The 24,132-nt window shown below is 50.9% G+C and carries 23 protein-coding genes and 1 tRNA gene; 4 read left to right on the top strand and 20 right to left on the bottom strand.

The annotated features are described in order from the left end of the window. Positions 1-5 precede the first annotated feature (5 nt). The gene (locus T320_RS04225) at positions 6-374 is read right to left on the bottom strand and encodes a YkvA family protein (RefSeq protein ID WP_026759426.1); all 369 of its coding nucleotides are present in this window, start codon (positions 372-374) and stop codon (positions 6-8) included. Between the two features lie 13 nt (positions 375-387). Further along, positions 388-945, bottom strand: a complete 558-nt coding sequence (locus T320_RS04220; RefSeq protein WP_037353279.1) for a hypothetical protein — start codon at positions 943-945, stop codon at positions 388-390. A 565-nt stretch (positions 946-1,510) separates the two neighbouring features. Between T320_RS04220 and T320_RS04215 the strand changes: the two genes are divergently transcribed. After that, positions 1,511-2,767, top strand: a complete 1,257-nt coding sequence (locus tag T320_RS04215; protein ID WP_037353276.1) for a diaminopimelate decarboxylase family protein — start codon at positions 1,511-1,513, stop codon at positions 2,765-2,767. A 15-nt stretch (positions 2,768-2,782) separates the two neighbouring features. Here the strand turns inward: T320_RS04215 and T320_RS04210 are convergent, their stop codons facing one another. The 13 genes from T320_RS04210 to secG form a co-directional block, all read right to left on the bottom strand. Then, positions 2,783-4,465, bottom strand: coding sequence for a GGDEF domain-containing protein (locus tag T320_RS04210; protein WP_037353272.1), 1,683 nt, complete (start codon positions 4,463-4,465; stop codon positions 2,783-2,785). Positions 4,466-4,497: 32 nt separating this feature from the next. Then, on the bottom strand, positions 4,498-6,123 hold the full coding sequence (locus tag T320_RS04205; protein ID WP_037353271.1) for a GGDEF domain-containing protein: 1,626 nt from the start codon (positions 6,121-6,123) through the stop codon (positions 4,498-4,500). Between the two features lie 72 nt (positions 6,124-6,195). Further along, on the bottom strand, positions 6,196-7,926 hold the full coding sequence (locus tag T320_RS04200) for a GGDEF domain-containing protein (RefSeq protein WP_037353269.1): 1,731 nt from the start codon (positions 7,924-7,926) through the stop codon (positions 6,196-6,198). A 35-nt stretch (positions 7,927-7,961) separates the two neighbouring features. Then, a complete protein-coding gene (gene pfkA / locus T320_RS04195; protein ID WP_037353267.1) occupies positions 7,962-8,927 on the bottom strand; it encodes a 6-phosphofructokinase in 966 nt (321 codons plus the stop codon). Between the two features lie 169 nt (positions 8,928-9,096). Next, positions 9,097-9,918: a PTS mannose transporter subunit IID gene (manZ, locus tag T320_RS04190; protein WP_026759433.1), complete on the bottom strand. Its 822-nt coding sequence runs from the start codon at positions 9,916-9,918 to the stop codon at positions 9,097-9,099. A gap of 36 nt (positions 9,919-9,954) precedes the next feature. Beyond that, the gene (locus tag T320_RS04185) at positions 9,955-10,752 is read right to left on the bottom strand and encodes a PTS mannose/fructose/sorbose transporter subunit IIC (protein ID WP_026759434.1); all 798 of its coding nucleotides are present in this window, start codon (positions 10,750-10,752) and stop codon (positions 9,955-9,957) included. Between the two features lie 80 nt (positions 10,753-10,832). Next, positions 10,833-11,309, bottom strand: a complete 477-nt coding sequence (locus T320_RS04180) for a mannose/fructose/sorbose PTS transporter subunit IIB (protein WP_026759435.1) — start codon at positions 11,307-11,309, stop codon at positions 10,833-10,835. Next, the gene (locus T320_RS04175; RefSeq protein WP_026759436.1) at positions 11,309-11,740 is read right to left on the bottom strand and encodes a PTS sugar transporter subunit IIA; all 432 of its coding nucleotides are present in this window, start codon (positions 11,738-11,740) and stop codon (positions 11,309-11,311) included. Before T320_RS04175 ends, T320_RS04180 begins: the two co-directional genes overlap by 1 nt. Before the next feature lie 318 nt (positions 11,741-12,058). Further along, the gene (locus T320_RS04170; protein ID WP_037353265.1) at positions 12,059-14,869 is read right to left on the bottom strand and encodes a sigma-54-dependent transcriptional regulator; all 2,811 of its coding nucleotides are present in this window, start codon (positions 14,867-14,869) and stop codon (positions 12,059-12,061) included. A gap of 92 nt (positions 14,870-14,961) precedes the next feature. Then, positions 14,962-15,435, bottom strand: a complete 474-nt coding sequence (smpB, locus tag T320_RS04165) for an SsrA-binding protein SmpB (protein ID WP_026759438.1) — start codon at positions 15,433-15,435, stop codon at positions 14,962-14,964. Between the two features lie 16 nt (positions 15,436-15,451). After that, positions 15,452-18,178 (bottom strand): ribonuclease R, encoded by a 2,727-nt coding sequence (gene rnr / locus T320_RS04160; protein ID WP_037353264.1) that lies wholly within the window; start codon positions 18,176-18,178, stop codon positions 15,452-15,454. A 41-nt stretch (positions 18,179-18,219) separates the two neighbouring features. Further along, a complete protein-coding gene (locus T320_RS04155) occupies positions 18,220-18,954 on the bottom strand; it encodes an alpha/beta hydrolase (RefSeq protein WP_026759440.1) in 735 nt (244 codons plus the stop codon). A gap of 61 nt (positions 18,955-19,015) precedes the next feature. Further along, positions 19,016-19,228, bottom strand: a complete 213-nt coding sequence (gene secG, locus T320_RS04150) for a preprotein translocase subunit SecG (protein WP_231465844.1) — start codon at positions 19,226-19,228, stop codon at positions 19,016-19,018. Between the two features lie 228 nt (positions 19,229-19,456). On the opposite strand from secG, the gene T320_RS15115 reads away from it, so the two are divergent. Both T320_RS15115 and T320_RS15110 read left to right on the top strand, forming a co-directional pair. Beyond that, complete coding sequence (locus T320_RS15115) at positions 19,457-19,576, top strand: type I toxin-antitoxin system Fst family toxin (RefSeq protein ID WP_156032740.1); 120 nt, start codon at positions 19,457-19,459, stop codon at positions 19,574-19,576. Between the two features lie 200 nt (positions 19,577-19,776). Beyond that, a complete protein-coding gene (locus tag T320_RS15110) occupies positions 19,777-19,896 on the top strand; it encodes a type I toxin-antitoxin system Fst family toxin (RefSeq protein ID WP_143555546.1) in 120 nt (39 codons plus the stop codon). A gap of 134 nt (positions 19,897-20,030) precedes the next feature. Here T320_RS15110 and T320_RS04145 read toward each other — a convergent pair whose 3' ends face one another. The 3 genes from T320_RS04145 to T320_RS04140 form a co-directional block, all read right to left on the bottom strand. Further along, positions 20,031-20,999: a metallophosphoesterase family protein gene (locus T320_RS04145; protein WP_197019366.1), complete on the bottom strand. Its 969-nt coding sequence runs from the start codon at positions 20,997-20,999 to the stop codon at positions 20,031-20,033. Positions 21,000-21,199: 200 nt separating this feature from the next. Continuing rightward, positions 21,200-21,343 carry a hypothetical protein gene (locus T320_RS14560; protein ID WP_156032736.1) on the bottom strand — a complete coding sequence of 48 codons (144 nt, stop codon included), beginning with the start codon at positions 21,341-21,343 and terminating at the stop codon, positions 21,200-21,202. Between the two features lie 28 nt (positions 21,344-21,371). Next, positions 21,372-21,569 (bottom strand): hypothetical protein, encoded by a 198-nt coding sequence (locus T320_RS04140; protein WP_026759443.1) that lies wholly within the window; start codon positions 21,567-21,569, stop codon positions 21,372-21,374. Between the two features lie 137 nt (positions 21,570-21,706). Between T320_RS04140 and T320_RS14360 the strand changes: the two genes are divergently transcribed. Continuing rightward, positions 21,707-22,141: a hypothetical protein gene (locus tag T320_RS14360; RefSeq protein WP_051608585.1), complete on the top strand. Its 435-nt coding sequence runs from the start codon at positions 21,707-21,709 to the stop codon at positions 22,139-22,141. 149 nt (positions 22,142-22,290) lie between these two features. Here T320_RS14360 and T320_RS04130 read toward each other — a convergent pair. Together T320_RS04130 and T320_RS04125 are read right to left on the bottom strand one after the other, a co-directional pair. After that, positions 22,291-22,368, bottom strand: a tRNA-Arg gene (locus T320_RS04130). Positions 22,369-22,443: 75 nt separating this feature from the next. After that, the gene (locus T320_RS04125) at positions 22,444-23,934 is read right to left on the bottom strand and encodes an oligopeptide:H+ symporter (protein WP_037353262.1); all 1,491 of its coding nucleotides are present in this window, start codon (positions 23,932-23,934) and stop codon (positions 22,444-22,446) included. Between the last annotated feature and the right edge of the window lie 198 nt (positions 23,935-24,132).

Below are 24,132 nucleotides of genomic sequence, written 5' to 3'. Positions count from 1 at the left end.
ACACCTCAAAAAATCAATCGATAAATTCCATAGATAACCAGCCCGAGCCAGCAGATGACGAACAGGGTCGCCGTAAACAAAATGGCCGGCATATAGCGCAGCATTTTCCCCGCCTGCGCTTCTGCCTGATAGCGCACATGCGACGGCAGCAGATTCGTAAGTCCCATGACCGCCGCCGGCACAATCACCGCATCATCAATGACTCCTGCCAAAGGAATGGCATCGGGAATCAAATCAATCGGACTGACCAAGTATAAAATCGCCGCGATTAACAGCCCTTTCACATTCTTCGGGGTATCCCGATGTTTCAGAGCCACCAGCATCACCAGCAAATCATAGCGAAACAGTTTCAAAAAAGTCAGGATTCTACGCATAATTTATAACACCTCACAACAGGAGCGCATTTATCTTTTGGTCGAGAATGTCCAGATTATTGGTGGAAATACTCAGCACCTCCGCCCCCTTAGACACTTCACTCTTGGCCTTCTGGGTGCAGGCATGGGAAACGGCGTTGGTATTAATCACGAGGATATCCGTCCCTGCCAGTTTGTCCCGGTCAAAATTCTTATTGCTGCCAATTATCTTAAAGCCGGGATGGCGGGCCACGACCTTGGCCTGCCAGGCTTCAGTGCCGCCGATAACAGCAACCTTTAACGGCAAATCCGCAAAGCAGTCGCTATCTTCCTCCACCTGCGCTTCTTCCTCTGTGGGAACTTCTTCTGCCACAGGCTTTTCCACCAGTGGCTCATGCTTGCGCAAACGCTCCCTCACTTCCGTCAGCTTTTCCTGCAGGCGGATATTTTCCACCAATATATCTTCGTATTTTTCCCTATAGCTGTCCCGCTCCGCCTGGAGCACCGCCAGCTGATTTTCCAAATCCGCACAAATCGTTTCCAGCTCCGCCAGCCGCTTCAACGCACTTTTCGGAGGCTTCGTCTGGGCCATCACATTCACCTCATCTTCATCTGCTATTGTACTATGAATTCTTGGTGAGTCAAGCCTGCAAGATGCAGAGGACAGGAAAAAAAACGTTCATTAGTTAGTGCGTGCTGTAATATTTTTGTTACAACTCAGTGGGGGCGGAGGTGGTAAGCAACAAGTACATCGATGTTCTTGTAACGGGAGTAACGGATTCGAGGCAATAACCCAGGCCGTACCTTTGGGCGAATGGGGGAGTGCTTTTTCTGTAGGAGCGACTGTCTGAGCGCAGCGAAGACCGGCCCGCCGTAGGAAGTTACTAAGTTAATGCGCTGAAAGGAGCGCCGCCGGCCTGCCCGGCGCAGGTAACGAAACAGCTATAACCTTGCAGGGCGGGTCGTTTAGCGGAGACAGAAAAAGTACTCCCCCATTTGCCCCTGACAGCGTACAAACGGGATACCTTTTGCACGAATCCGCTTATAATTTCTTATAACACGACGCATATATTAATTGACAATAGTATACCTCCCTGTTATAATTAGTTACAAATTTACAGTTAATAATCATTCTCTCTACCAACAGGAGGAAAGCGATGAGTAAAAAATATTTCCCTTTGTCCACTGACAAATTACATGAAGTCATCCAGAAATTCCCCACACCCTTCCATATATATGAAGAAAAAGCCATCCGCGAAAACATCCGTGCCCTGAAAGATGCGTTCAGTTGGGCACCGGCTTTCCATGAACAGTTTGCGGTCAAAGCCCTGCCCAATCCCCGCATTGTGCAGATTCTCCACGAAGAAGGCGCTGGCACCGACTGCAGCAGCCTCGCCGAACTCTTAATTTCCGAAGCCGCCGGCCTCAAGGGCGAGGAAATCCTGCTGACCTCCAACGATACGCCCGCTGACGAATTCCAAAAAGCCGTGGAACTGGGCGCCATCATCAACTTGGACGACATCACCCATCTGGACTATCTCGAAGAACACGCAGGCCTGCCGCAGGTGCTCTGCTTCCGTTACAATCCCGGTGACGAGGTTGAAGGCAACGACATCATCGGCCAGCCCACGGAAGCAAAATACGGCCTGACCCATGACCAGATGCTCGAAGGCTACCGCCGCGCAAAAGAAAAAGGCGTCAAGCGCTTCGGCCTGCACACCATGGTCGCTTCCAACGAGCGCCGCACGGAAGCCTTCCTGCTCACTGCCCGCCTGATGTTCGATTTGGCGGTGGAACTCAAGGAAAAACTGGATATCTCCGTGGAATTCGTAAATCTTGGCGGCGGTTTCGGCATTCCCTACCGCCCCGAGGAAGAACCGCTGAACCTCAAGGAAATCGGCGAAGGCATCCATCAGCTCTACAACAAGATGATGGTTCCCCATGGCCTCGATAAGGTCGCCATTATGACAGAAAGCGGCCGTGCCATGACCGGCCCTGCCGGCTGGCTGGTTTCTACTGTCCTGCATGAAAAGCATACCTACAAGGACTATATCGGTCTGGATTCCTGCATGGCTAACCTCATGCGTCCGGCTCTCTACGGTGCTTACCATCATATCACCGTAGCCGGCAAGGAGGACGCCCCCTGCGACCATGTTTATGATGTGACAGGTTCCCTCTGCGAGAACAACGACAAATTTGCCATTGACCGCAAACTGCCGGAAATCAATGTCGGCGATATCGTGATTATCCACGACACCGGCGCCCATGGCAGCGCCATGGGCTTTAACTACAATGGCAAGCTCTGGTGTGCAGAACTGTTGCTCCGCGAGAACGGTTCCATTGAACTCATCCGCCGCGCCCAGACCATTGATGATTATTTTGCCACATTAAAATACCCGGGCTCACTGCTGTAAGTCCGGGCAAGAAAATCACATATTGACCACTACACAATTCCGGCCATTATTCTTGGCCTGATACAAGGCACCATCGGCGCGCTTGAACAGCGTGGCGGCGGTGTCTTTTTCGTTCTGCCAAAGGGTGATGCCAATGCTACAAGTTATCCTATGGCCTGCAAAAACCATACCTTCCACCTGCTGGCGAATCTTCTCGGCCAAAACCTTTATTTCCGTCAAATCGGCGCTGTTTACCAGCACGAGGAATTCCTCGCCGCCCCAGCGGACGCAGGGGTCGTCTTTGTCCAGCTGCTGCCGCACCACGGTGGCAAAGCCCCGCAAAACTGCGTCTCCGGTATCATGGCCATAATTGTCATTGATTTTCTTGAAGAAGTCAATATCAAGCATCAGCATGCCAAAGGGGATGTCTTTTTTCCGGGCCTTAGCGATAGCCGCCGCCAGTAAATCCTTCAACTTGTTGCGGTTATAACAGCCCGTAAGCGCATCGGTTTCGGATTTTCGCTGTATGACGGCCACTTCCTGTTCCAGCCCGGCCGTCTGCTGCAACAGGGATTCCTCGTGACGCACCTGCTCCCGCAGGATGCAGATAACGAAGTACAAAAAGGCATAGGCCCCCAACGGCGTCAGATACATACGCCATGGCAACAGATGATAGTGACCTGCAAGCCCGTCAAAAAGCCCGAGCAGAGTAAAGGCCACCGTGGGAAACAGTACCGCCTTGCAGAGGGCATCCCCCTCCCTAGCTGCCTGTATGCACCAATATATAGCAACGCCTTCCCCCAAAGGCAGGAGCAGATAGAAGAAGGGCATCAAGCCATTCATGGTGTGCAAGCCCAGGCACTCGCCTGTCATTGCTATCACAAAGAGCAACACATTGGCGCCCAGCAAGTATTTCATGCGGGCATAGCTTTTCCCCTTTAAGAGTTCCAACAGCACGAGATTGGAGGTGATGGGCAGCAGGTAGGCAAAAATGCTCAGCATGTACCACCAAAAACGTGGCCAATCCCCAAAGAGACTTTTCACGTTGGACGCACTAACACACCAGAACACGAACACCGTCATAAAGAGGGTGATATACGCGTAAAGCCGTTTCCATCCCTGCGGATTGAAGTAATAATAGAGGAACATGATAAAAATGATGGCCAGACCAACGGGAATCGCGATGACCAGCGGAATATCCGAAAAAAAGAGCTGGCTCATCTGAACCTGTTCTGTATCTACCGAAAACATGCTAAACCAGCCCAAGTCTTTGGCAGCATGGGCATAGAGCTCAATCACCAATAGCTGCTGACCGGAAAATTCCGGCAAGTGAACCATATAGGGCTGTGAGCCTTCATCAAAACGCTGTGGCTGAAAACTGCCTGCCGAAAAGAAATACTCATCCCCCAGCCACATGCGCACCGCCTGTTTGGCTGTCAAAAAGAGCAGGATTTTCTTTTGCGGCTCTGTATCGTTCACCTTCACTGCCAAGAGCAGTCGGTCGGTGCCCTGCTTGAAGAGAGGCCGGCGTTCCAAATCAAAGAGGGGCCAGCTTTCCACATTCTGCCGGGCAAAATTCGGGGCGGCCGTGAAGGGGTCCCCCGTAAATTCATAGTAATGCCATGGGCCTTCGAGTTCCGCAGCCTGCGCACTGCCGCCTGCCAGCAACCCCAGTCCCAAAACCAGGCAGAGCAAAATTCTATATATGCTTTTTCCCATCTCACTCTGCCTCCTTTCCCTTTTCTCCGCTTTTATTCTACCGCCACCTGATTGCGGCCGTTGCACTTAGCTTTATAGAGAGCATCATCCATGCGGCGGAAGATGCCCACCTGACTGTCGGTATCCGCATGCCACTGCGCCACGCCAGCGCTTACCGTAAGCTGCCGATGACGGAAGAAAGGATGCACTTCCACCTGATGGCGGATTGTATCAGCCAGCACACAGGCCTGTTTCACATCATATTTAGGACAGTAGATAACGAACTCCTCACCGCCCCAACGGAAGAATTCCTGTTTTTCCGTCAGCTGACTGCGCACAAGTTCCGCAAACTGCCCCAGCACCCTGTCTCCAGCTTCATGTCCATAGGTGTCGTTAATGTCTTTGAAGTAATCAATATCCAGCATAATCAGCGAAAACTTTTTGCCCGCCGTAATCTTTTGACGAATGAAATCTTCAAAAGCGCCCCGGTTGCGGCAGCCTGTCAACTCGTCCAATTCAGCGCGGGCCATGGTGGCGGCAATTTCAACCGTCAGTTCTTCCGCATGAGCCTCCAGTTCCCGTTCCCGCACAATCTGCTCCCGCACCATACAGATGACAAAGGTGGTGCAGGCATAGATGCCCAACGGCAGCAGATAAAAATGCCAATTCCAGAAACGGGTGTAGAGCAGGACGCCATCTACCAAGCCCAAAACAGCCATTACGACCATGGGCACCAGTGCAAATTTGGCGTAGGTGTTCCCCCGTCGAATGGACTCCCACATGCTATGAAAGACAAGTGCCTGTAAGCAGAGCAGGGAGCCATAGAGCAACTGGCGGCAGACGAGCAGGCCGTCATGTCCTGTAAATTCGAGCAGCAGGGCCACACCAGCTAGCCCCGCATACCCCACCACGGTACGGTTAATGGCTGGGCGCAAATCCGCCTCCAATATTTCGGCCATCAGGGAGTTGGCCACCACCGGCAGCAGATAACAGAGGAAATTCTCCAGAAACCGCCAAACCACCGGCGCATCCCAAAGCAACTGCTTCACATTGGACAAGCTCACCGTCCAAATGCCGATTATCGTCATCAGCAAAATCAGCTTGATATTAAGCCAGCGGTGCGCCGCCCGGTTGAATACATACATCAGGGTAATCATGGCCAGCAGAACTGCCACTGGCAGAGAAATCACATAGGGAAAATCCATCGAGAATATGCGCTTGGCCTGAGCCTCCTGGCTATCCACGATAAAGTTCTTAAACACCCCCAACTGATGGGAGTGATCCGCATAAAAGTGAAAGAGCAGCATGGTCTGATGGGGCACATATGGCAGCTCCATCAAATGCCATTTGCGGCCATGCCCCAGAAAGCGGGCAGAAAAATCCCCATCGCTGTAAATTTTGCTGCCCTCCACAAAGACCTCTACTGCCTGCCCATCGGTTGAAAACAGCAGGGTATTCTTCTGCGGTTCCGTAGGCAGCAGGGAAACCTCCAGCCAGACCTCGTGATTTTCCCCGGGAATGGGAGACTGGAAGCGGCCAAAGTCAAAGTACTTCCACTTGCCCTCGCTGTCCTCCGTCAGGTACTGCCAATCCGTGCCAATCACCGCCGCCCGCCCGGAAGGCAGGAAAAACAGCATGCCAAAAAGGAGGCACAAAACAACTAGGCTTATCCGCTTCATCGTCTGCGCCTCCTTCAATAAAAATCCGCTTTCCTTAGCTTATATAATTAGATATTACAAGGGCAAATTCCTTTATTCACTTTCCTCATCACTGTAGAGATTTTTGAACCAGTGCAGATTGCTCTTAGGCTCCCGGCAGACCCGGTTGCGCCCCGTGCGCTTGGCCATATAGAGGGCATCATCCACCCGCTTTAAGAGCTGTGTCTCCGAATCATCTGCACCATGCCAGGATGCCACGCCCAGACTGCAGGTAATGCGAATCTTGCCGTCATAGAGCGGCGTACTCTCCACCTTTTGGCGCAGCCGCTCCGCAATCATCATGGCCTCCGCACCAGTGCAATGACGGAACAGGATGATGAATTCCTCACCGCCCCAGCGGACCAGCACATCCTTCTTCTTGATATTGTGCCGGATTACCTCCGCAAAACCGGCCAGCACTTCGTCTCCGACCTCGTGGCCGTAAGTATCGTTAACCGTCTTGAAAAAGTCGATATCCAGCATAATCACAGAGAAGGGCTCCTCCTCATTCTTATGCTGCAGGATTTCCGTGGCCAGCACAATCTCCAGCTTATTGCGGTTGTAGCACTTGGTCAGATTGTCCATGGTGGCCTTTTCTATGGCCTGGCTGACCTCCTGCTTAAGACCGGCCTCACGGCTCATCAGCATGCGTTCCCGCTTAATCTGATGGCGCATGATAAAGGCCACGAATACACAAAGCGAAAGGGTGGTATAGGGCAGTAAATAGCCATCAACTACATACCAGTGGCGATAAAGGGAAATGCCATCCAATGTGCCGGCGCCTGCCATAAAGAGCAGGGGCACTGACACCGCCCTTGCATACATATTACCCTGATGGGCAGAACGAGCAATGGCATATAGTGCTGCCATTTCCAGCAGCGGCAGGCATGTATAGAGGAGCACCCTGCCCCGGCTCATGCCGTTGAAGCCCAAAAACTCTGCGCCCACGGTGATAAACAAAAGCACCGCATAGATGAGCACCGTCCAGCGCACCATCTTCTTGTAGCTTCTGTCCACCACCTGAAAGATTACGATATTGGCCAGAAGCGGCAGCAGATACTCCGACATCTGCATACTGAAGCGCCAGAACAGCGGCGCATCCAGCACATACTGCTTGGAATTGGTGGCGCAAATCATCCAGATAATGAACACCGTGATAAAGGCAATAAAGGAATTATAAAGCCTTTTGGGCGCAGCAGGACTGGTGGCGTAAATCATCATCATCACCAGCATGAACACCGCCAACGGAATATTCATCAAATAGGGCACATCCTGACGGAAGATGCGCAATACCTGTTCCACATTGCCATCCAGCCAAATCTGGCCAAAGTACCCCAAGGTAGCATCCGAGGCCGAATAAGCATGAATCCTTAGCTCCCGGCCCCCGCTGCCATCCGGAATACTCACGATATGCCAGCGCTGGCCATAGGACATAAAGGCCGGCCGCATCTCCCCATAGGTATAGATACAGCTATCGCCCAGCCAGACTTCAAAAGCCTGATCGCGGGACTGAATCAGAAGCGACGCATCCCGCGGCATATCCTGCGGCAAATTGGTCTTGAGCCATACCTGCTGCGTATCGCTTTCCACCGGCGGATTCTGCGGGAAATCAAAAGGGTGCCAGGGCTCCCCTGCCGCTGCACCTTCCTCTGTCTGCCAGAACCATTGCCCAGCCAATTCAGCCGCTATCCCCCGCATGGGCAGCAGCAAGATGCAGACAAAAAAGAGGGAACAGGCCAGCCATAGCAATAAGGCCGTGCCTTTCAAAGCCGACTTTAATTGCAAGGTTATCCCTCCCTCTTTGTTTGTTTTAATTTAATTTATGCCAGCACGCGAGCAAGGCGTACCAGTTCCGGATTCAGCGTCTTGGTGTTGTTTACGGCATCAAAGAGATTTACGCCCACAACCTTGCCTTCATTGAAGCCAAAGACCACATTGGTTGCACCGGAGATAATGGCAAGCGCTGCCTTCTCACCCAGCATGGAAGCCTTGATACGGTCTTCAATGGTCGGAGAACCACCGCGCTGAATGTGACCGAGTACGGATACGCGGGTATCGATGCCCGTCTTGTCCTCAACGACCTTGCCGAGGCCCACAGCAGAGCCAGCGCCTTCTGCTACCACGATAATGCTGTAGCGCTTGCCGGCATCATACATAGCCTTGAGTTCATGGCAGATTTCATCGAGGTCATATTTCACTTCCGGTACGAGCACGTATTCAGCACCGCCAGCGATACCAGCCATCATAGCCAGCCAGCCGGAGTTGCGGCCCATAACCTCTACGAGCATGATGCGGCGATGAGCAGAAGCCGTGTCGCGCAGCTTATTGATGGCATCGACGATGGTGTTGGCAGCCGTGTCGCAGCCGATGGTGTAATCCATGCCCCAAACGTCGTTGTCAATCGTGCCCGGTAGGCCGACAATCGGCATGCCCGTTTCCTTGGACAGGAGAGAACCACCAGTCAGAGAGCCGTCACCACCGATGATAACAAGGCCCTCAATGCCGCGCTTTACCAGATTGTCAAAGCCCTTCTTGCGGCCTTCAGGAGTCTTGAACTCCATACTGCGGGCCGTGCCCAGGAAGGTACCACCGCGCTGAATCATATCGGACACGCTGCGGCTCGTAAGTTCTTCGATATGATCGTCAATCATGCCGGCATAGCCGTCATAGATACCATATACCTTTACCCCTTCATGCAGGGCAGTACGTACTACAGCGCGAGCTGCCGCATTCATCCCCGGGCTGTCGCCACCAGAGGTCATTACGGCAATTGCTTTTTTAATCATGCAAACATCTCTCCTATATAGAAATCCATAACAAACAAAACTAATTCAAAACATACCTGTCTTTATTTTACGCAAGTCACTAGCAAATGTAAAGTATTTCCGCGCAATTTGTCGGGCTTAACGAGAAAAACCTTCCCCGCAGGGAAGGTTTTTCTATAAAGTTTCTAAATTACACCTTCATGATGCCCAGAGCATAGCAGATGATGCCCAGTGCGAAGAGGCCGAAGATAATCCAGATTGCGTTGACTTTACGCTTCAGGAGTGCCATGCAGGCAAAGGTCATGAGCAGAGGAACGAGGCCCGGCATCAGCTGGTCGAGGATACCCTGAACCGTCGTTACCACATGTTCGCCCTTAGCGTTGGTGATTTCAGATACCACTACCGGAATGTTAACGGAAGTCCATTTGTTAACGAGCGCGCCCATTACGAACAGACCGAGGATGGAAGCACCTTCCGTAATCTTCTGCAGCTTGTTGCCAGCCACATCCTGTACAACATCCGTACCTTTGGCATAGCCGTACTTAATACCGTACCAGCGAACGCCCAAACGAATCAGGTTGAAGAGAACGAAGAACAGGATCGGGCCGATGATGCTGCCAGTCATAGCAAAGGAAGCACCGAGAGCAGCCGTAATCGGACGGAGCGTACCCCAGAAAATCGGGTCACCAACACCAGCCAGAGGGCCCATCATACCAACTTTGATACCGTTGATAACACCGTCGGGAATGTCAGCACCGTTGGCTTTCTTTTCCTCGAGAGCGGCCGTGATACCGATAATCGGAGCAGTTACGAACGGCTGCGTGTTGTAGAATTCCAGGTGACGTTTGATAGCCTGCTTCAGTTCTTCACCTTCATAGAGACGGCGCAGGATAGGAACCATACCGAAGCAGTAGCCCAGGCCCTGCATACGTTCCATGTTCCAGGAAGCCTGCAGGAAGTTAGAACGGACGAAAGTCCAGAAAAAGTCGCTAGAAGTAATCTTCTTTTCCATTATATTATCCTCCTCAAGTTTCAGCTCAGTGCAAAATTAGTCCAGTTCGTCGTCAAGGTCGCTGGAGCTTGCAGCGGCAGCAGCCGGAGCAGCAGCAACTTCAGAATACTTCGGGTTGAGCTGGATGTAAACCACAGCGCAAACGAGGCCGATAACGCCCAGAGCAACCAGGTTGAAGTTCGTGAAAGCAGCGACAACGAAACCGAGGAAGAAGAACGGCATGAGGTACTGTGCGCCCATCATGTTGATAACCATTGCATAACCAACAACTACGATGAAGCCACCAGCAACCTGCAGACCACCGGAGATAACGGGAGGAATAGCATTGAGCATGTCCTCAACAGCGCCCGTACCAACCGTCATAGCAACGAGCAGAGCGGGGATACCAACGCGGAGACCCTGCAGCAGCAGTGCGCCGTAGTTGCAGAGGTCGATACCGAAGAGGTTGCCTTCTTCAGCATAATCATCAGCTTTGTGCTGGAATACCACGGAAACCGTCTTACAAATGATAGCCAGAACCTGACCAGCAGCAGCCAGCGGCATAGCGATTGCGATACCCGTTGCCACATCCTGATGGCTGGCAATTACGAGAATTGTGGAAATTACAGATGCCAAAGCTGCATCCGGAGCGATTGCCGCGCCGATGTTCATCCAGCCCAGAGCCATCATTTCCAAAGTACCGCCAATGATAATACCGGTAGTCATATCGCCTAAGATAAGTCCAGTAACGGTGCAAGCAATCAGCGGACGGTGAGTCTGCATTTCATCGAGGCAGGAACCCATACCCGCAATTGTTGCAAAAATAAAGATTAACAAAATTTGCATAGTGCCCATTATATATTCCCTCCATTATGATAATCCTGCGGTGACGGGCCGGCATACACCCCAGCCCGCCGCCGCAAAAATACGGCCAATTATTTGAGGACATCCATCAGCATGACTTTCTTATCCGTGTCAACCTTGCGGATTTCCAGTTCAATGCCTTTTTCATTCAGCTTCTTGAAGGATTCGATATCCTGATCGTCAACGGAAACAGCGCCCGTAATCTGATGCTTGCCTTCGTGGAAGCTCATGCCGCCGATGTTAACGCTCTTGATGTCTACGCCATGTTCTACCATGTAGAGAACGCTGGTCGGGTTCGTGAAGAGCAGCAGGCATTTTTCGTTTTCGTATTTCGGGTTGTTGTAAACGCGAACAGCTTTTTCGAGGTCTACAACGTGGGATTTGATACCAGCCGGAGCAACCTGTTTCAGAAGCGTTGCGCGGATGGTGTCTTTTGCCACATCATCATCGCAAACGATGATGCGGGTGCAGCCCGTAACCTTGGACCAAACAGTTGCTACCTGACCATGAATCAGACGGTCATCAATTCTTGCAAGTACGATATTCATTACAGTTCATCCTCCTCATCATCGGCAATCTGGCTGGCATGGAACGTCTGCAAACCGCTGCGGCCTGCTTCTACGGCGCGTTCCATCAGAGCTTTGATGTCAGAACCATCATCAGCCAGCTGAGCGCTGCACATCTCGATGAGCATCGGCAGGCTTACGCCGGTAACAATGCCATAATTTTCGTTGCTGATTACCAGACGGCAAGCAGCGTTGTACGGGCTGCCACCGAACAGGTCGTTCAGGAACAGCACACCATCCTTGCAGTCAAGGCCTTTGATGGCTTCTTCGTACTTAGCCACCACATCGTCCGGGCCTTCACCAGGAACCAGCGTTACAGCTGCAACATTTTTCTGTTCACCGCAAATCATTTCACAGGAACGAACCAGTTCTTCTGCGAAGATGCCATGCGTACCAACAATAATACCAAACATTCTTTCTACCTCCTAAACAATTTCCCCTAAATTCATATTTATGGTTGAATTTGAACGTTTTTGGCTTTTTTGCCTTACGCCCCTATATAATGCAAGATGCGTGCCAACTTTGTGTATCAAAAACGAAATTTTATGTTTTCGTTTGTTTTTCCGTGGTTTTCACGTTTTTTTCAGAATAATAATCTTGTTTATGATACTATAATTCTTGTTTTGATACACTTCGATACACTATTCAATACTCTTTTCCTAAAAATGACCCTCATCATGATAAAAAAAATACACTATGACAAATGTCATTGTCATAGTGCATTATCTGTATCAGAGCATATTCGCCATAAAATAATACTCATCTTCGTCAAAACGTAATTTCAGTGTTTCATCGAAGATTTTGGCCGCTTTTTTGAGCGCCATGAGTTTCTTTTCATCTACGGCTGACTTATCTTCCTTATATACCAGCGGGCTGCGGGTCACCACACGCTCCAGGGCACAGCCGCAGTGCACGAGCAGGCGCACCCGCAGGGGATTGGAAAGTTTTAGCTGCAGGTCAGCTTCCAGTGACTTGTCAAATTCCAGCAGCACACTCATGATTTTGGCAGGATTCAAATAAGTAAGGAACCGCTGCAGGGATTCTTCGCAGAGCCGCTGCACCACCATATTTCCCTTACCCTTGCCCTCGTTGGGGGACAAGCTCGTTTCCAGCACCGACTCGCTGTCAAAGACCAGCTCGGTAAGCAGCCGCTCCCCTTCGCCGTCAATCAGCTGTTCCAAGGGAATGAACGGCACGTTCATGGCAGGCTTCTTCATGCCCACCGCCGCCACAATGCGATATTCCTTGGCGATTTCCGCCAGCCGGTCATCCATATGCAGAACGCCGATGGGAATGACCTCGATAATCCGTCCCGCATGACGCAGTACATCTTCCACGAGCGCCTTAAGTTTCATGGCCGCACCGTGTCCCGAGGAACAAATGGTCACAATGGCTTCCTGTGTATTAATGGGCAGCTCATGTGTATCAACTGCCTCATAACCTTTGAAACTCAACAGGGATTCATAGATACTATCCAAATCCATGCCGGCAATATCCACCTTGCGCATGGCTTCGAGTATCAGCGGCGTGGAAACCATATCCAGCGTGCGCACAGGAATCTTGAGCCGTTCAGAGAGCATGGCCCCGATATTGCAGAGGGAGCCCATATCGGCAAGGATGAGTACCCCCTTCTGACATTCCATGCCCTTGAGCATGGCCGCCGTCTGTTCGAGTATATCCTGCGGATTTACCTCCAGCGGCATATCAATGGCAATGATGTTGGTGTCCGTGGAGCTGAACAGCCGCTTGGCCACATCCACCATAGAACTGGCCGTAGCCTTTCCGTGTGTGGCCACCAGAATGGTGATTTTTTCTTCCAAATCATCATCATCCGAGGATTCCAGCAGCAGTGCGATATATTCAATCTCGGCCTGCGGCACCTTCACATGGTAGTGCTTTTCAATCAGCGCGCCTAGTTCCTCCGCCACCCGCATATAGTCCGAATCCTTGGGGATGGCCCCTTCGATTTCCGTGTAGGGAATGGACTCCTGCGCTTTGACCCGCTTGAGGAAGGCCGACAGATGCAAGCTGAACGCATACAGGAACCGGTCGCGATAACTGCGGTTGAGCCGTTTCTGCACATAGAGAGAAATCTGCTCGGAAAAATCCACCAGCGCCTCATCCACAATCTTTAAGAGGCGTTCCCGGGTGGTCATGTTGACGGAATGCTTCTTATTATATAGTTCCTTTACATAGACATTCACATCCGTGGCTACAATCTGCTTGACGAGCTCATCACTGATACCTTCTCCTTTAAGCAGAGCCACCTTATCTTCCACGACCTGATAGAGGTTGAACCCTTCCCGGCTGCCCTCGTCATCCACCTTGAACTTGCCCCCCGGTGGAGACACGAGCAGCGGTTCGCTGACATACTGGGTCAGTTCCGCCAAAGCCTGACGGTTGGCCGAAAGAGTCAGCAGACCGTCCCGCACGCCCAAAGGCAGCATGCGGAAGTCCGCCTCAATAAAGCTCGGATTGTCAATGCCGTTCAAAAAAGCCTGCGCACAGAGCAATTTGATGTTCGATTTCAGCTGGCCCACATTGCCGCTGCCGATACTGCCAATCAAAGCCTTGACAGCTTCCACACTGATGCGCACCGGCTTTTTGACCCGCTGGGCTTCTTCCATAAAGAGCAGCTTCAAAATATCGAGCTTTTCTTCCAATGTACGTTCCGACAGCGGCTTAATGGTAATGATGTTAGGAATGCGGCGCACAAAAGTCTTGGTCAGCGCCGAATTGGGGTCCTCTGTAGTAGCCCCGATAATCAGCACCTTGGCCTTGCGGCTGCGGGTGGTTTCCCCCAGGCGGTTGAACGTGCCCGTATCCATAAAGTAGAAAATCATTTCCTGACCTTCAGGCGGCAGGCGGTGAATTTCGTCGAGGAACAGCACGCCGCCGTCCGCTTCTTCCACCAGACCGGCTTTCGCTGTATCCGCTCCCGTAAACGCCCCCTTGATATGGCCGAACACATGGGAGATTAAGAGCTGCGGATTGTTGTAGTAATCCGCGCAGTTAAAAGTGATAAACGGCGCATCTTCGGAGAAGCGCTTCATGGCCTTGCCATACGCAAACATCATATGGGCAAAAAGCGTCTTACCGACACCAGTCTGGCCGACAATCAACGTATGCAGGCCATCCGGCGGATAGAGAATTGCCGCCTTCCCCTGCTCCACCTGCCGCTTGAGGCTCTTATCCGCACCAATCAGCCGGGCAAAGGGATTGGCTTCTTCTTCCGCATCACTGGCAAAGAGACGCTTGCACTCCTCCACATCACGGAACTGCAAAGGCCCCTGCCCCAATTCTGTCCCCAACAGCTCCGCTAGTGTCTCCCTGTCAAAATACCGCACCGGCCGTCCGGTAAACTTCACAATCTTGTCCTGCCGGTGCAGTTCATTTAATTCCTTGGACACATTATTCCGCAGGATATCCAGCTCCGCCGCAATCTCCTGGGCATCAAAACCGATTTGCCCTGTCAAATCCTTGGCCTTAATCGCTGCGGAACGCTCCTGTATATAAGTCAAAATCCGCTCACTGCGTTTCAACTGTATCACACCCCTTCGATACTCTTTCTAAATCATATAACAGAGTATCAAAAAAGGCAAGCAACCGATAAGCTCGTTGCTTGCCTTTTTCTTTAATAACGCTGTCTATCTTTGAGCGCCCGTTCTACTTCGCGTTTCGCGGCTTTCTCATGCAAATCCTGCCGCTTGTCGTAGTTGTGCTTGCCCGAAGCCAAAGCCAGTTCGAGCTTGGCCTTGCCATTCTTGAAGTAAATCTTGAGCGGCACGAGGGTAAAGCCCTTTTCCCGCGTCTTGGCGAAAAGCTTGACGATTTCGCTCTTGTGCATCAGGAGCTTGCGGGGGCGCAAAGGGTCATGGTTGAAGATATTGCCCTGGTCATAGGGGGAAACGTGCATGTTTTCCACGAAAATTTCCCCGTTCTTAATCATGGCATAGCTGTCCTTGAGGTTGGCCTTGCCCGCCCGCAGGGATTTCACCTCCGTGCCTTGCAGGGCAAGCCCGGTTTCATATGTTTCATGAATGAAGTAGTCATGCCGCGCCTTGCGGTTTTCGCAGACCACCTTCATGCCGATATTCTTCTTGCCCATTGTATCACCTCAGTTGTTATTTGCTATTGCCCGTGCCGCCTTCAGTCTTGCGGTGCGGACGGGGACGACGCTTGCCCTTGGACTTCTGCGCCTTTTCCTTTTCGGCCTTGGCGGCAGCAGCGGCCATCTCCCGCTCCTTCTTCTCATGGTATCCGGGAGGGTCCGGCCAGACGGCACTGTTGAGCCCCGTCACATAGACCCGATGATAGCCGGCCTCTTTGTCGCTGCGGCGTTCCTCACGGTTGCGGCTGCGGCCTTCTCCGCGGAAGGAACCCGTTCCAACACGGCTTTCCTTATCGGCCCGCTCATTCTTGCCCGGGCGGCGCTTGCGGTCAGCCTTAGGCTTACGGCTTTCACCCTCGCGCTTTTCGCCCTGCGGCTGGGGCAGTTTCTCCCCGGAAGCACCGCGCTTCTTGTGGCCGTGACGCTTCTTGGCAGGCTTCTGCTCCTTCTGCTTGGTTTCTTCCTCCGTCAGCATGGGTTCTGCAATCAGTTCATCTTCCAAGAGCGGCTTGGCTGCCTTCTTGGGACGGGGCCCCTTCTTCTTGTCCCCTTTGCCCTTTTTGCTGTTATTGCCCTTCTGCGCAGGGCGTTCCGGCACATACTGGCCGTTATCTTTCAACACAAAATCCAAATTCCGTTCCTCCACATTGGCCCGCGCCAGGATTACCTCTACCTCGTCGCCCAGACGGTACTGGGTGCGGGTGCGCTCGCCAATCATTGCATATTGTTCTTCCACATATTCGTAATAGTCATTGGTCATGGTGGAAACATGAACCAGACCTTCCACGCCGTTATCGAGCTCTACAAAGATGCCGAAAGCGGTCACACCGCTGATAACACCCGTGAATTCTTCGCCCACGAACTGTGCCATGTACTCGATTTTCTTCATGTCCGTGGTTTCCCGTTCCGCCTCGATAGCCACACGCTCCCGCTGGGATGTATGGTCGGCGATTTCCGGCAGAACCATCTTGAGCTTTTCCTGACGCTCAATGGGCAGACTGCCCGTAGCAAAAGTCTCCCTGAGCAGACGGTGAACAATCAAATCCGGATAGCGGCGAATCGGCGAAGTAAAATGCGTATAGTAACGGGCCGCCAGACCAAAGTGGCCCAGACTCAATTCACTGTAACGGGCCTGCTGCATGGAGCGCAGGGATACCGTGCTGATAATCCGTTCCTCGGGACGGCCTTCGACCTTTTCCAAGACCTTCTGCACATCCATGGGCTTAATCTGCCCGGCCTCATCCCGCTTCACATAGAGGCCAAAGGTAGCCAGCAGATTGTTGAGCCGCTCGATTTTCTCTTCGCTCGGCTGCTCGTGAACACGGTACATAAAGGGCAGATTCTTCGTATCCATATGGCGGGCCACGGTTTCATTAGCCGCCAGCATGCATTCCTCGATAATGGATTCGGCAAGGCTGCCCTCACGCTTGATAAGTGCCACAGGATGACCGTTTTCGTCCAATTTGACCTTTACTTCCGGCAGGTCAAAATCAATGGAGCCGCGGCGATGGCGCTTTGCCTTCAAGGCATGGCGCAGCTCGGCCAGCGTTTCCAGCATCGGCAGGATGTCGCTATTATCGGAAACAAAGGGCTCTGCCTTGTCCACGAGAACCTTGTTGACGATATTGTAAGTCAGGCGGCGGTAAACATGTATCACCGTCGGAATAATCTCGTAGCTTGTTACCTCACCCTCTGCAGAAATCTGCATTTCGCAGGCCATGGACAGGCGGTCAACACCAGCGTTCAGACTGCAGATGCCGTTGGAAAGTTCCTTGGGCAGCATGGGAATAACCCGGTCCACAAGATACACGCTCGTACCGCGGGCATAGGCTTCCCGGTCAAGCGGCGCATGTTCCCTGACATAATGGCTCACATCGGCGATATACACGCCCAGGAAGAAGGAACCATCCGGATTCTTGCGGGCATAGACACCATCATCCAAGTCCTTGGAATCCTCGCCATCCACCGTCACAATCTGCAAATCGCGTCTATCGCGGCGGCCAGCATATTCGGCCGGATTCGGCTCCGTTTCCGTGGCCGTGGCTTCTGCCTGTACATCCTCCGGGAACGTCTCGGACAGTTCATACTGGCGCATAACGGAGAGCACATCCACACCGGGGTCGCCCACCTTGCCCAGCACTTCAATGACCTCGCCTTCCGCACTGCGGCGGCCGCTGGGCCATTTGGTAATTTTCACGACTACCTTGCTGCCGGTCTTGGCGCCCTTGAAATATTTTTTCGCCACAAAGATATCCTGCGTGAGCTTCACGTTATCCGGCGTTACAAAGCCAAAGGTCTTGCTGCGCTCGAAGGTGCCCACAATCTTTTCATTGGCACGTTCCAGAATACGGATGATTTCCCCTTCGCGGGAACGCCCTTCTTCCTGCGCAGGCGTGACGCGTGCCACCACGCGGTCCCCGTGCATAGCCGAGCCCACGGCATTAGCGGGCACAAATACATCCGATTCATCTTCCGTTTCCCGCACGTCGGGAATGATAAAGCCAAAGCCCTTGGCCGTCATGGAAATACGCCCTACCACCAGATGCATCCGGCTCGGCACCCCGTAAAGGTCACTGCGGTTCTTGATAATGGCGCCCTCTTTTTCCAACTCTTCCAGCGCCACCGGAAAATCCACTAGCTCCTCGTCCGTCAGTCCCATAGCTTCGCCTAATTCCTCTTCGGCCAGCGGTTTATAGGCGCTTTCCTTCATATAGGCGAGGATTCTTTCTTTTAAGTCCATTTGTTCTCCTTACAAATTTCGATTCTCCCACAGTCATTTCTTTAATTCTGCAGGAAGGCCACAGCCTCTTCAAAAACTCTCTCTCTTTCACTGGCCAGCGGCAGAAGATGTCCCGACTCCTCCAGCCAAATGATTCGCGCCTGTCCTTTTACATGGGACAGGATATAATCCGCACTCACCGGTGCGGCAGTATGGTCATCACGACTATGCATGATGAGCAGCGGAGCCGTTACTTCCTCAATGGCTCCCTTGGTCTTTTCGATAACGTCCACCAATTCATGAATAGAGATTAAAGGCATTTTCCGATAAGTACGATTAGCGGCAGGCGGTACGTTCTTCAGACGGCGGCGAGCCTTGGGCACATAGCCGCCATAGCAGGCCTCACGAGGCGGCAGAGCCGCAAGTCCCCGCTCCTCGGGGATAAAAATCGGCGCCGCCAGCGTCACCACATGGGAGACGATTTCTTCCGTGGCCAAAAGCAGGGCAAAGAGCCCGCCCATGGAATGGCCGATAACGGAAATATCCTCACAGTAGCCGGACAACAGAGCATAGCCGTCCCGCACAGAGTCCATCCAGTCTTCCCAGGTCATGTGACTCATATCCTCTACCGTGGTGCCATGGCCTGCGAGCCGCACCCCCAGCACGGTAAAGCCCTGCTTGTTCAAAAATTCCCCCATCAGCAGAAGCTCCGCCGGCAGTCCCGTAAATCCGTGGATAAGGAGCACCCCTTTTTTCCCGCCGGGCATAAAGAAGGGCTCCGCTCCCGGTAGTATCATCCTTTCACCCCCTAAACTTAAATATCCCTGTTCCGGCTAGAGAACAGGGATATTGCCGTTATTAGCTTGTCATTTTGGCAATCACCATGGTGATAATGGCAAACAAGATGGCAAGTACCACCGTCACCCGCGCCAGCAGGGCATCCATCCCCCGGGCCTTGCCGGAGAATACGGTATCAGCGCCGCCGCCCATGCCGCCCATGCCAGCGGATTTTGCTTCCTGTCCCAGTACTGATGCGATAAGGCCAATGGCCACAATTGCATCAATTATCATCAAAACGGTAAGCATTAGATAAGCCTCCCTTTAATTACAGTCTCCAGTCAATAGTAACACAATTACAAGGGCTTGTGCAAGTTTTTTCTCCATTAGTTTGCGGGGATGAGTTCGAGACTAGAGGCGCGTCAGGCGGGGCATATCTGCCCTACGCTCAACACCTTGCTTTGCACACAATATTTGCAGGGCATTATGTCTTTCTTGCTTGGACATATTCTGTTATAATATATGTGCCGCCTCGAAAAAGGAGGTGAGTATTCCTTGAGTCGGAAAATCGTGGAGTTGATACTAGCTCCGCTGATAGTGGGTATCCTAGTGACATTGTTCAACTATTGGCTGAACCACTAATGGCAAAGTAGTAGAGAACACCCCCAGTACTGGCATACTGGGGGTGTTCGAGTATTCCTTGTTCGGTTTTCGTACTTTCATTATAGCATCACACATCAGAAAAATCAATATTTCCCCGTCATTGACGCGTCTAACGTCGTCACTTACTTTTATCATACAGCTTTCCGTCTTTTCTGGTTGGACATATTCTGTTATAATGTATGTGCCGCCTCGAAAAAGGAGGTGAGTCTCGGTTGAGTCGGAAAATCGTGGAGTTGATACTAGCTCCGCTGATAGTGGGCATTCTGGTGTCATTGTTCAACTATTGGTTGAATCACTAAAAGCAAAGTAGTAGAGAACACCCCCAGTACTGGCATACTGGGGGTGTTCGAGTCTCGGTTGTTCGTTTTCGTAACCTCATTATAGCACTCCACATCGGGAAAATCAATCATCCCCACCCACGTTTTATGCTCCCTTAAAATGAAAATGTACGTTCCAACGCATCCAGCCATACTCCATTATTGTAGTCATAGGTACGGATGACAATGCGGTCTTTGTAGATGTAAAGTGAATTGTTGTACAAATATCGCGCATCTATTGTCGGATTGTGGATATTGACCAGATTTTCATTGATACGGTTCACACGGATGTCCGCATAGCTGTCATTGGTCGGTGGCGTATGCGTATGGCCGGATATCCAGAGGCTGCCCGGCGGAACAGCAGACAAAATTTCCAAAAGCTTCTGCGATGGCTGCGCCGTAGCTGCCACCGTATTAATCTTCTTACTATACGTGCGCAAAGTTCCCATAATCGGGCCATGGAAAAAGAACAGTATCGGCCCGTTACGATGGGACGCAATTTCCTTCTTCAGCCAGACAAGCTGCTCGTCTGAAATCTCCACCGAACTGTGGCATCCATCCGGGGACAAATACAGCAGCCGGCACCGCCCCACATCACGGGCGTAATAAGCCCCAGGCAAATGATACCGCTTTTGAAAAGCTGCCAGCTTTGCCTTTTTCTCGGCCAAAGTCCCCGCTGCTAATTTGTGCTTTTTGCCATTCTTCGTTTCAACCGGCTCGTCCTTGTATGCATAGTCATGATTGCCCGCTACAGCATAATAAGGAAATTGCAGCTGCCCCAGATAATCATCTACCACACGGAACTCTTTCTCATTGCCATAACGGGCAGCCAAATCGCCTAACAAGGCCACCTCATCCACATCCGCCCACGCATTTACGGTTTTTAGCAGGTTTTGTTTTTTCGCCCAAATATCGGCCTGTGCTTCCTTGTTCGGAAATTTCTTTACCCGCACAGGCAGATGCAAATCGCTGATAAGCAGAATGTGATAATAATCCCGCCCTTCGGCGAAGCCCAAAGGCATGCCGCCCATAGCAAACCAACCTAAAAAAGCAACTGTAGATTTTAGGAAATCTCTACGTTTCATGGCAAAATCGCTCCTTATAAATACAAAAGCTTTAATTCCATGTTCGGTTTTCGTACTCCCATTATAGCCCCTCCGCATCAGGAAAATCAATCATATGTATCGAATGGCGTATCCACCATGCAGATCTGTGTTATTCGCTAAAAAAGAACAGCTACTGCACACATCACATTTATGTGCAGTAGCTGTTGGGAAGCTGCTAATCAGGTAATATCTTTTACGAGCTCGTAAGTATCTTCAACAATGTTTTTAAGATCGTTCCACCAGCTGCCACCAGACACATTGTCCAGTTCCATAATCTCCAGTTCTTTCTTCTCCACTACGTTAAGTTCTTTCTTCTCCATCATTTTGAACATCCCCTTTCTATTGATATTGTTATTGGATAGGATTTACCGTATCATACACGAGCTTCATGCCCTTCCAGGTCACTTCCACCGCTTCGTTTGTAACATCTTTAACGCCGTCCCAGACATCTTCTACAACATTTTCAACCTCATCCAAAAGGTCACCAAAGAAATTACCACCGGCCACTGTGTCCAATTCCATCAAGTTGAGTTCTTTCTTGTCCATCATTTTTGACAACCCCTTTCTGTTGTGCTTAGTTGACTTTGTTTACCTTTGTCTATACTTACGATTGATAAGGTCAAGCATTACAAAAATTTTTTCCAGAACTCGATGCTGCTACAGACAAATTCGCTAAAGCAGGCTTAGTGGCTTGGAACGCAATCAAGGCGGGGGTAATAACTTTCACCTCAATAAATACGGTAAATAATATTGCAATGCCCCTAAAATACCTATACAATAATACTAAGTGGACTATCTTCGTCCATGCACCAAACGATATGCCCAAGTTATTGGAACAAGGAGTGATTATCGTGAAAAACTTTTATACAGAAATAGACGGCATTACTATGAACTTTAACGACATTGGTAAAACTGAGGATGGCATGGAATATATAAGAATATACTTTGAAAAACCTGTTGAAGGTGGTTTTCATTTTCTCGAATCCACTCTTCCTTCCCTTAACATCGTTGAAGCTGAGGGATTTTCGGAACAGGAACAAAAAAGCCTTTTAGACTATGCCAGCAGAAACGCATTTATTATATGGGAGCTTGCCCGAGAAGGAGGGATGGGGGTTGCCTAAAGTCTGCCAATTTGGTAATTTGAATATCATTATGCGCTGGCTGGCCGCTAATAGACAGCTTATTGAAGATAAATGGGAAAAACATTTCCGCAATAATTGACAAAAAACCTCTATTCTTCTTAGAAGAATAGAGGTTTATCATTTCAATATGGTGACCCAGGAGGGACTCGAACCCCCGACCCTTTGATTCGTAGTCAAATACTCTAATCCAACTGAGCTACTGAGTCATTGGTTAACTGCTCTCGCAATCAACAGAAATTATTATAGCGTTTACGAGAGCAGGTGTCAATACTTTTTTGAAATTATTTTTCCAAAACTGCTTCCACTTCAGCTTCTACATCATCCTGTTTATTGATCAGGCGATTAAGCAGGGGAACTGTCAGGGCCATAACCAGCGTTACGCCCAGTGTAACCATACCGATCTGCGTGAACACGTCGGAGTAAACACCCAGCGTCAGCACAGGGTCGGTTACATCCTTCGGCACAGCCGTGAGGCTGGCTACCCAGCCGCCGATAATGGAGGAGATAGCCGTGGTCAGGAACCATGCGCCCATCAGGAAGCCGATGAGTTTCTGCGGCACGAGTTTGGAAATCATAGAAAGGCCCAGACCGCTGATGAGAAGCTCGCCGATGGAGCTCAGGAAGTAGGAACCTACCAGCCACCAAGCCGATACGATACCTGCTTCGCTGGCAAAGTTAGCCGAGAAGCCAACCACGAGGAAGGAACCTGCCGTCAGCAGCATGCCCAGCGCAAACTTGGCCGGCATCGAAAGGTCTTTGCCCTGACTGCCAAAACGGGAATAGAAGTATGCCAGAACCGGGCTGGCCAGCATAATCCAGAACGGATTGAGGGTCTGGAACACCTGCGCGTCAGGAATGTTAATGCCCATAATGCTGTGTTCCACGTTCTTAATCGCAAAGAAGTTGAGCGACGTCGGCATCTGATTATACAGCGTGAAGAACACAATAGCTTCCACAATCAGAATCATAGCCGCAATCATATGGCTGCGGGTAGCACCAGAAGACTGGAAAATCATCTTGATGAATACACCGTACACCAGAATACCAATGATAAGGAGCAGCCAGTGTGCTACGGACAGATGGCTGAGCAGCCAGCTGGATATAAAGGTCATAGCCACAACGCCAGCAATCGTTGCCAGAAGTTTCGGCATGGACAGTTTTTCAGCACCTGCCGGAGAGTCAATGCCCCGCACAAGGTGACGGAAACTTACGAAGCCGCCGATAGCCAGCACCAGACCCATAGCGCAAATCATAAAGCCCAGATCAAGGCCGTACTGCGCACCAATGATAGGCACGAGCAGCATGGAAACGAAAGAACCGATATTTACGGCCATATAGTACATGGTAAAGGCACTGTCCAGTTCTTCCTCTGCGCCTTCATAGAGCTTAGAGAGCAGGGAGGACGGGTTTGCCTTGAAGATACCATTACCGCAGGCAATAGCACCGAGTGCCAGGAACACCATATCCTTGTTAGTACCGGCCATGCCCATCATGAAGTAACCAATCATGAGCACCGCTGCGCCCAACGTAATCGTGCGCTGGGTCCCCAACACTTTATCGCCTAAAAAGCCGCCAATGGATACATAACCATATACCATGGCGCTGAATGCACCAAATACTACGAAAGACTCTGCATCTTCCATGCCCAGGCTCTTAACAAAGAAACCTGCCAAAACGGCCTGCAGGCCATAAAAACCAAACCGTTCCCAAAATTCCAGGAAGAAAAGCATATTAAACGCCTTTTTACGGTTCACCGGTTGCGTTCCAACCATAAAACATTCTCCTAACTTCTTACAAATTACACATACAACAACGCATTTTCCACAATGTTTGTTACGAGTAGACATTATAGCACAAATTTAAGTATCTGCAAACCGCCCGTAAGTGTAAAAACTGTTACATGGACAACTATACATTTTTTGCCTCTGTATTTCAAAGACATTTGTCTTTATATCAAACTACTATCCAAT

The sequence above is a fragment of the Selenomonas sp. FC4001 genome, assembly GCF_000701565.1.
Lineage (GTDB): Bacteria > Bacillota > Negativicutes > Selenomonadales > Selenomonadaceae > Selenomonas_A > Selenomonas_A ruminantium_B.
Note: the sequence above shows the minus strand (reverse complement) of the source record. Positions and strands in the feature narration are given on the sequence as shown.

Excerpts from the sequence above, each read along its gene's own strand:
- T320_RS04225 (WP_026759426.1), bottom strand. The coding sequence starts at position 374 with ATGCGTAGAATCCTGACTTTTTTGAAACTGTTTCGCTATGATTTGCTG.
- T320_RS04220 (WP_037353279.1), bottom strand. The coding sequence starts at position 945 with ATGGCCCAGACGAAGCCTCCGAAAAGTGCGTTGAAGCGGCTGGCGGAG.
- T320_RS04215 (WP_037353276.1), top strand. The coding sequence starts at position 1,511 with ATGAGTAAAAAATATTTCCCTTTGTCCACTGACAAATTACATGAAGTC.
- T320_RS04210 (WP_037353272.1), bottom strand. The coding sequence starts at position 4,465 with ATGGGAAAAAGCATATATAGAATTTTGCTCTGCCTGGTTTTGGGACTG.
- T320_RS04205 (WP_037353271.1), bottom strand. The coding sequence starts at position 6,123 with ATGAAGCGGATAAGCCTAGTTGTTTTGTGCCTCCTTTTTGGCATGCTG.
- pfkA (WP_037353267.1), bottom strand. The coding sequence starts at position 8,927 with ATGATTAAAAAAGCAATTGCCGTAATGACCTCTGGTGGCGACAGCCCG.
- manZ (WP_026759433.1), bottom strand. The coding sequence starts at position 9,918 with ATGGAAAAGAAGATTACTTCTAGCGACTTTTTCTGGACTTTCGTCCGT.
- T320_RS04185 (WP_026759434.1), bottom strand. The coding sequence starts at position 10,752 with ATGGGCACTATGCAAATTTTGTTAATCTTTATTTTTGCAACAATTGCG.
- T320_RS04180 (WP_026759435.1), bottom strand. The coding sequence starts at position 11,309 with ATGAATATCGTACTTGCAAGAATTGATGACCGTCTGATTCATGGTCAG.
- T320_RS04175 (WP_026759436.1), bottom strand. The coding sequence starts at position 11,740 with ATGTTTGGTATTATTGTTGGTACGCATGGCATCTTCGCAGAAGAACTG.
- smpB (WP_026759438.1), bottom strand. The coding sequence starts at position 15,435 with ATGGGCAAGAAGAATATCGGCATGAAGGTGGTCTGCGAAAACCGCAAG.
- rnr (WP_037353264.1), bottom strand. The coding sequence starts at position 18,178 with ATGGACTTAAAAGAAAGAATCCTCGCCTATATGAAGGAAAGCGCCTAT.
- T320_RS04155 (WP_026759440.1), bottom strand. The coding sequence starts at position 18,954 with ATGATACTACCGGGAGCGGAGCCCTTCTTTATGCCCGGCGGGAAAAAA.
- secG (WP_231465844.1), bottom strand. The coding sequence starts at position 19,228 with ATGATAATTGATGCAATTGTGGCCATTGGCCTTATCGCATCAGTACTG.
- T320_RS15115 (WP_156032740.1), top strand. The coding sequence starts at position 19,457 with ATGTGCCGCCTCGAAAAAGGAGGTGAGTATTCCTTGAGTCGGAAAATC.
- T320_RS15110 (WP_143555546.1), top strand. The coding sequence starts at position 19,777 with ATGTGCCGCCTCGAAAAAGGAGGTGAGTCTCGGTTGAGTCGGAAAATC.
- T320_RS04145 (WP_197019366.1), bottom strand. The coding sequence starts at position 20,999 with ATGAAACGTAGAGATTTCCTAAAATCTACAGTTGCTTTTTTAGGTTGG.
- T320_RS14560 (WP_156032736.1), bottom strand. The coding sequence starts at position 21,343 with ATGATGGAGAAGAAAGAACTTAACGTAGTGGAGAAGAAAGAACTGGAG.
- T320_RS04140 (WP_026759443.1), bottom strand. The coding sequence starts at position 21,569 with ATGATGGACAAGAAAGAACTCAACTTGATGGAATTGGACACAGTGGCC.
- T320_RS04125 (WP_037353262.1), bottom strand. The coding sequence starts at position 23,934 with ATGGTTGGAACGCAACCGGTGAACCGTAAAAAGGCGTTTAATATGCTT.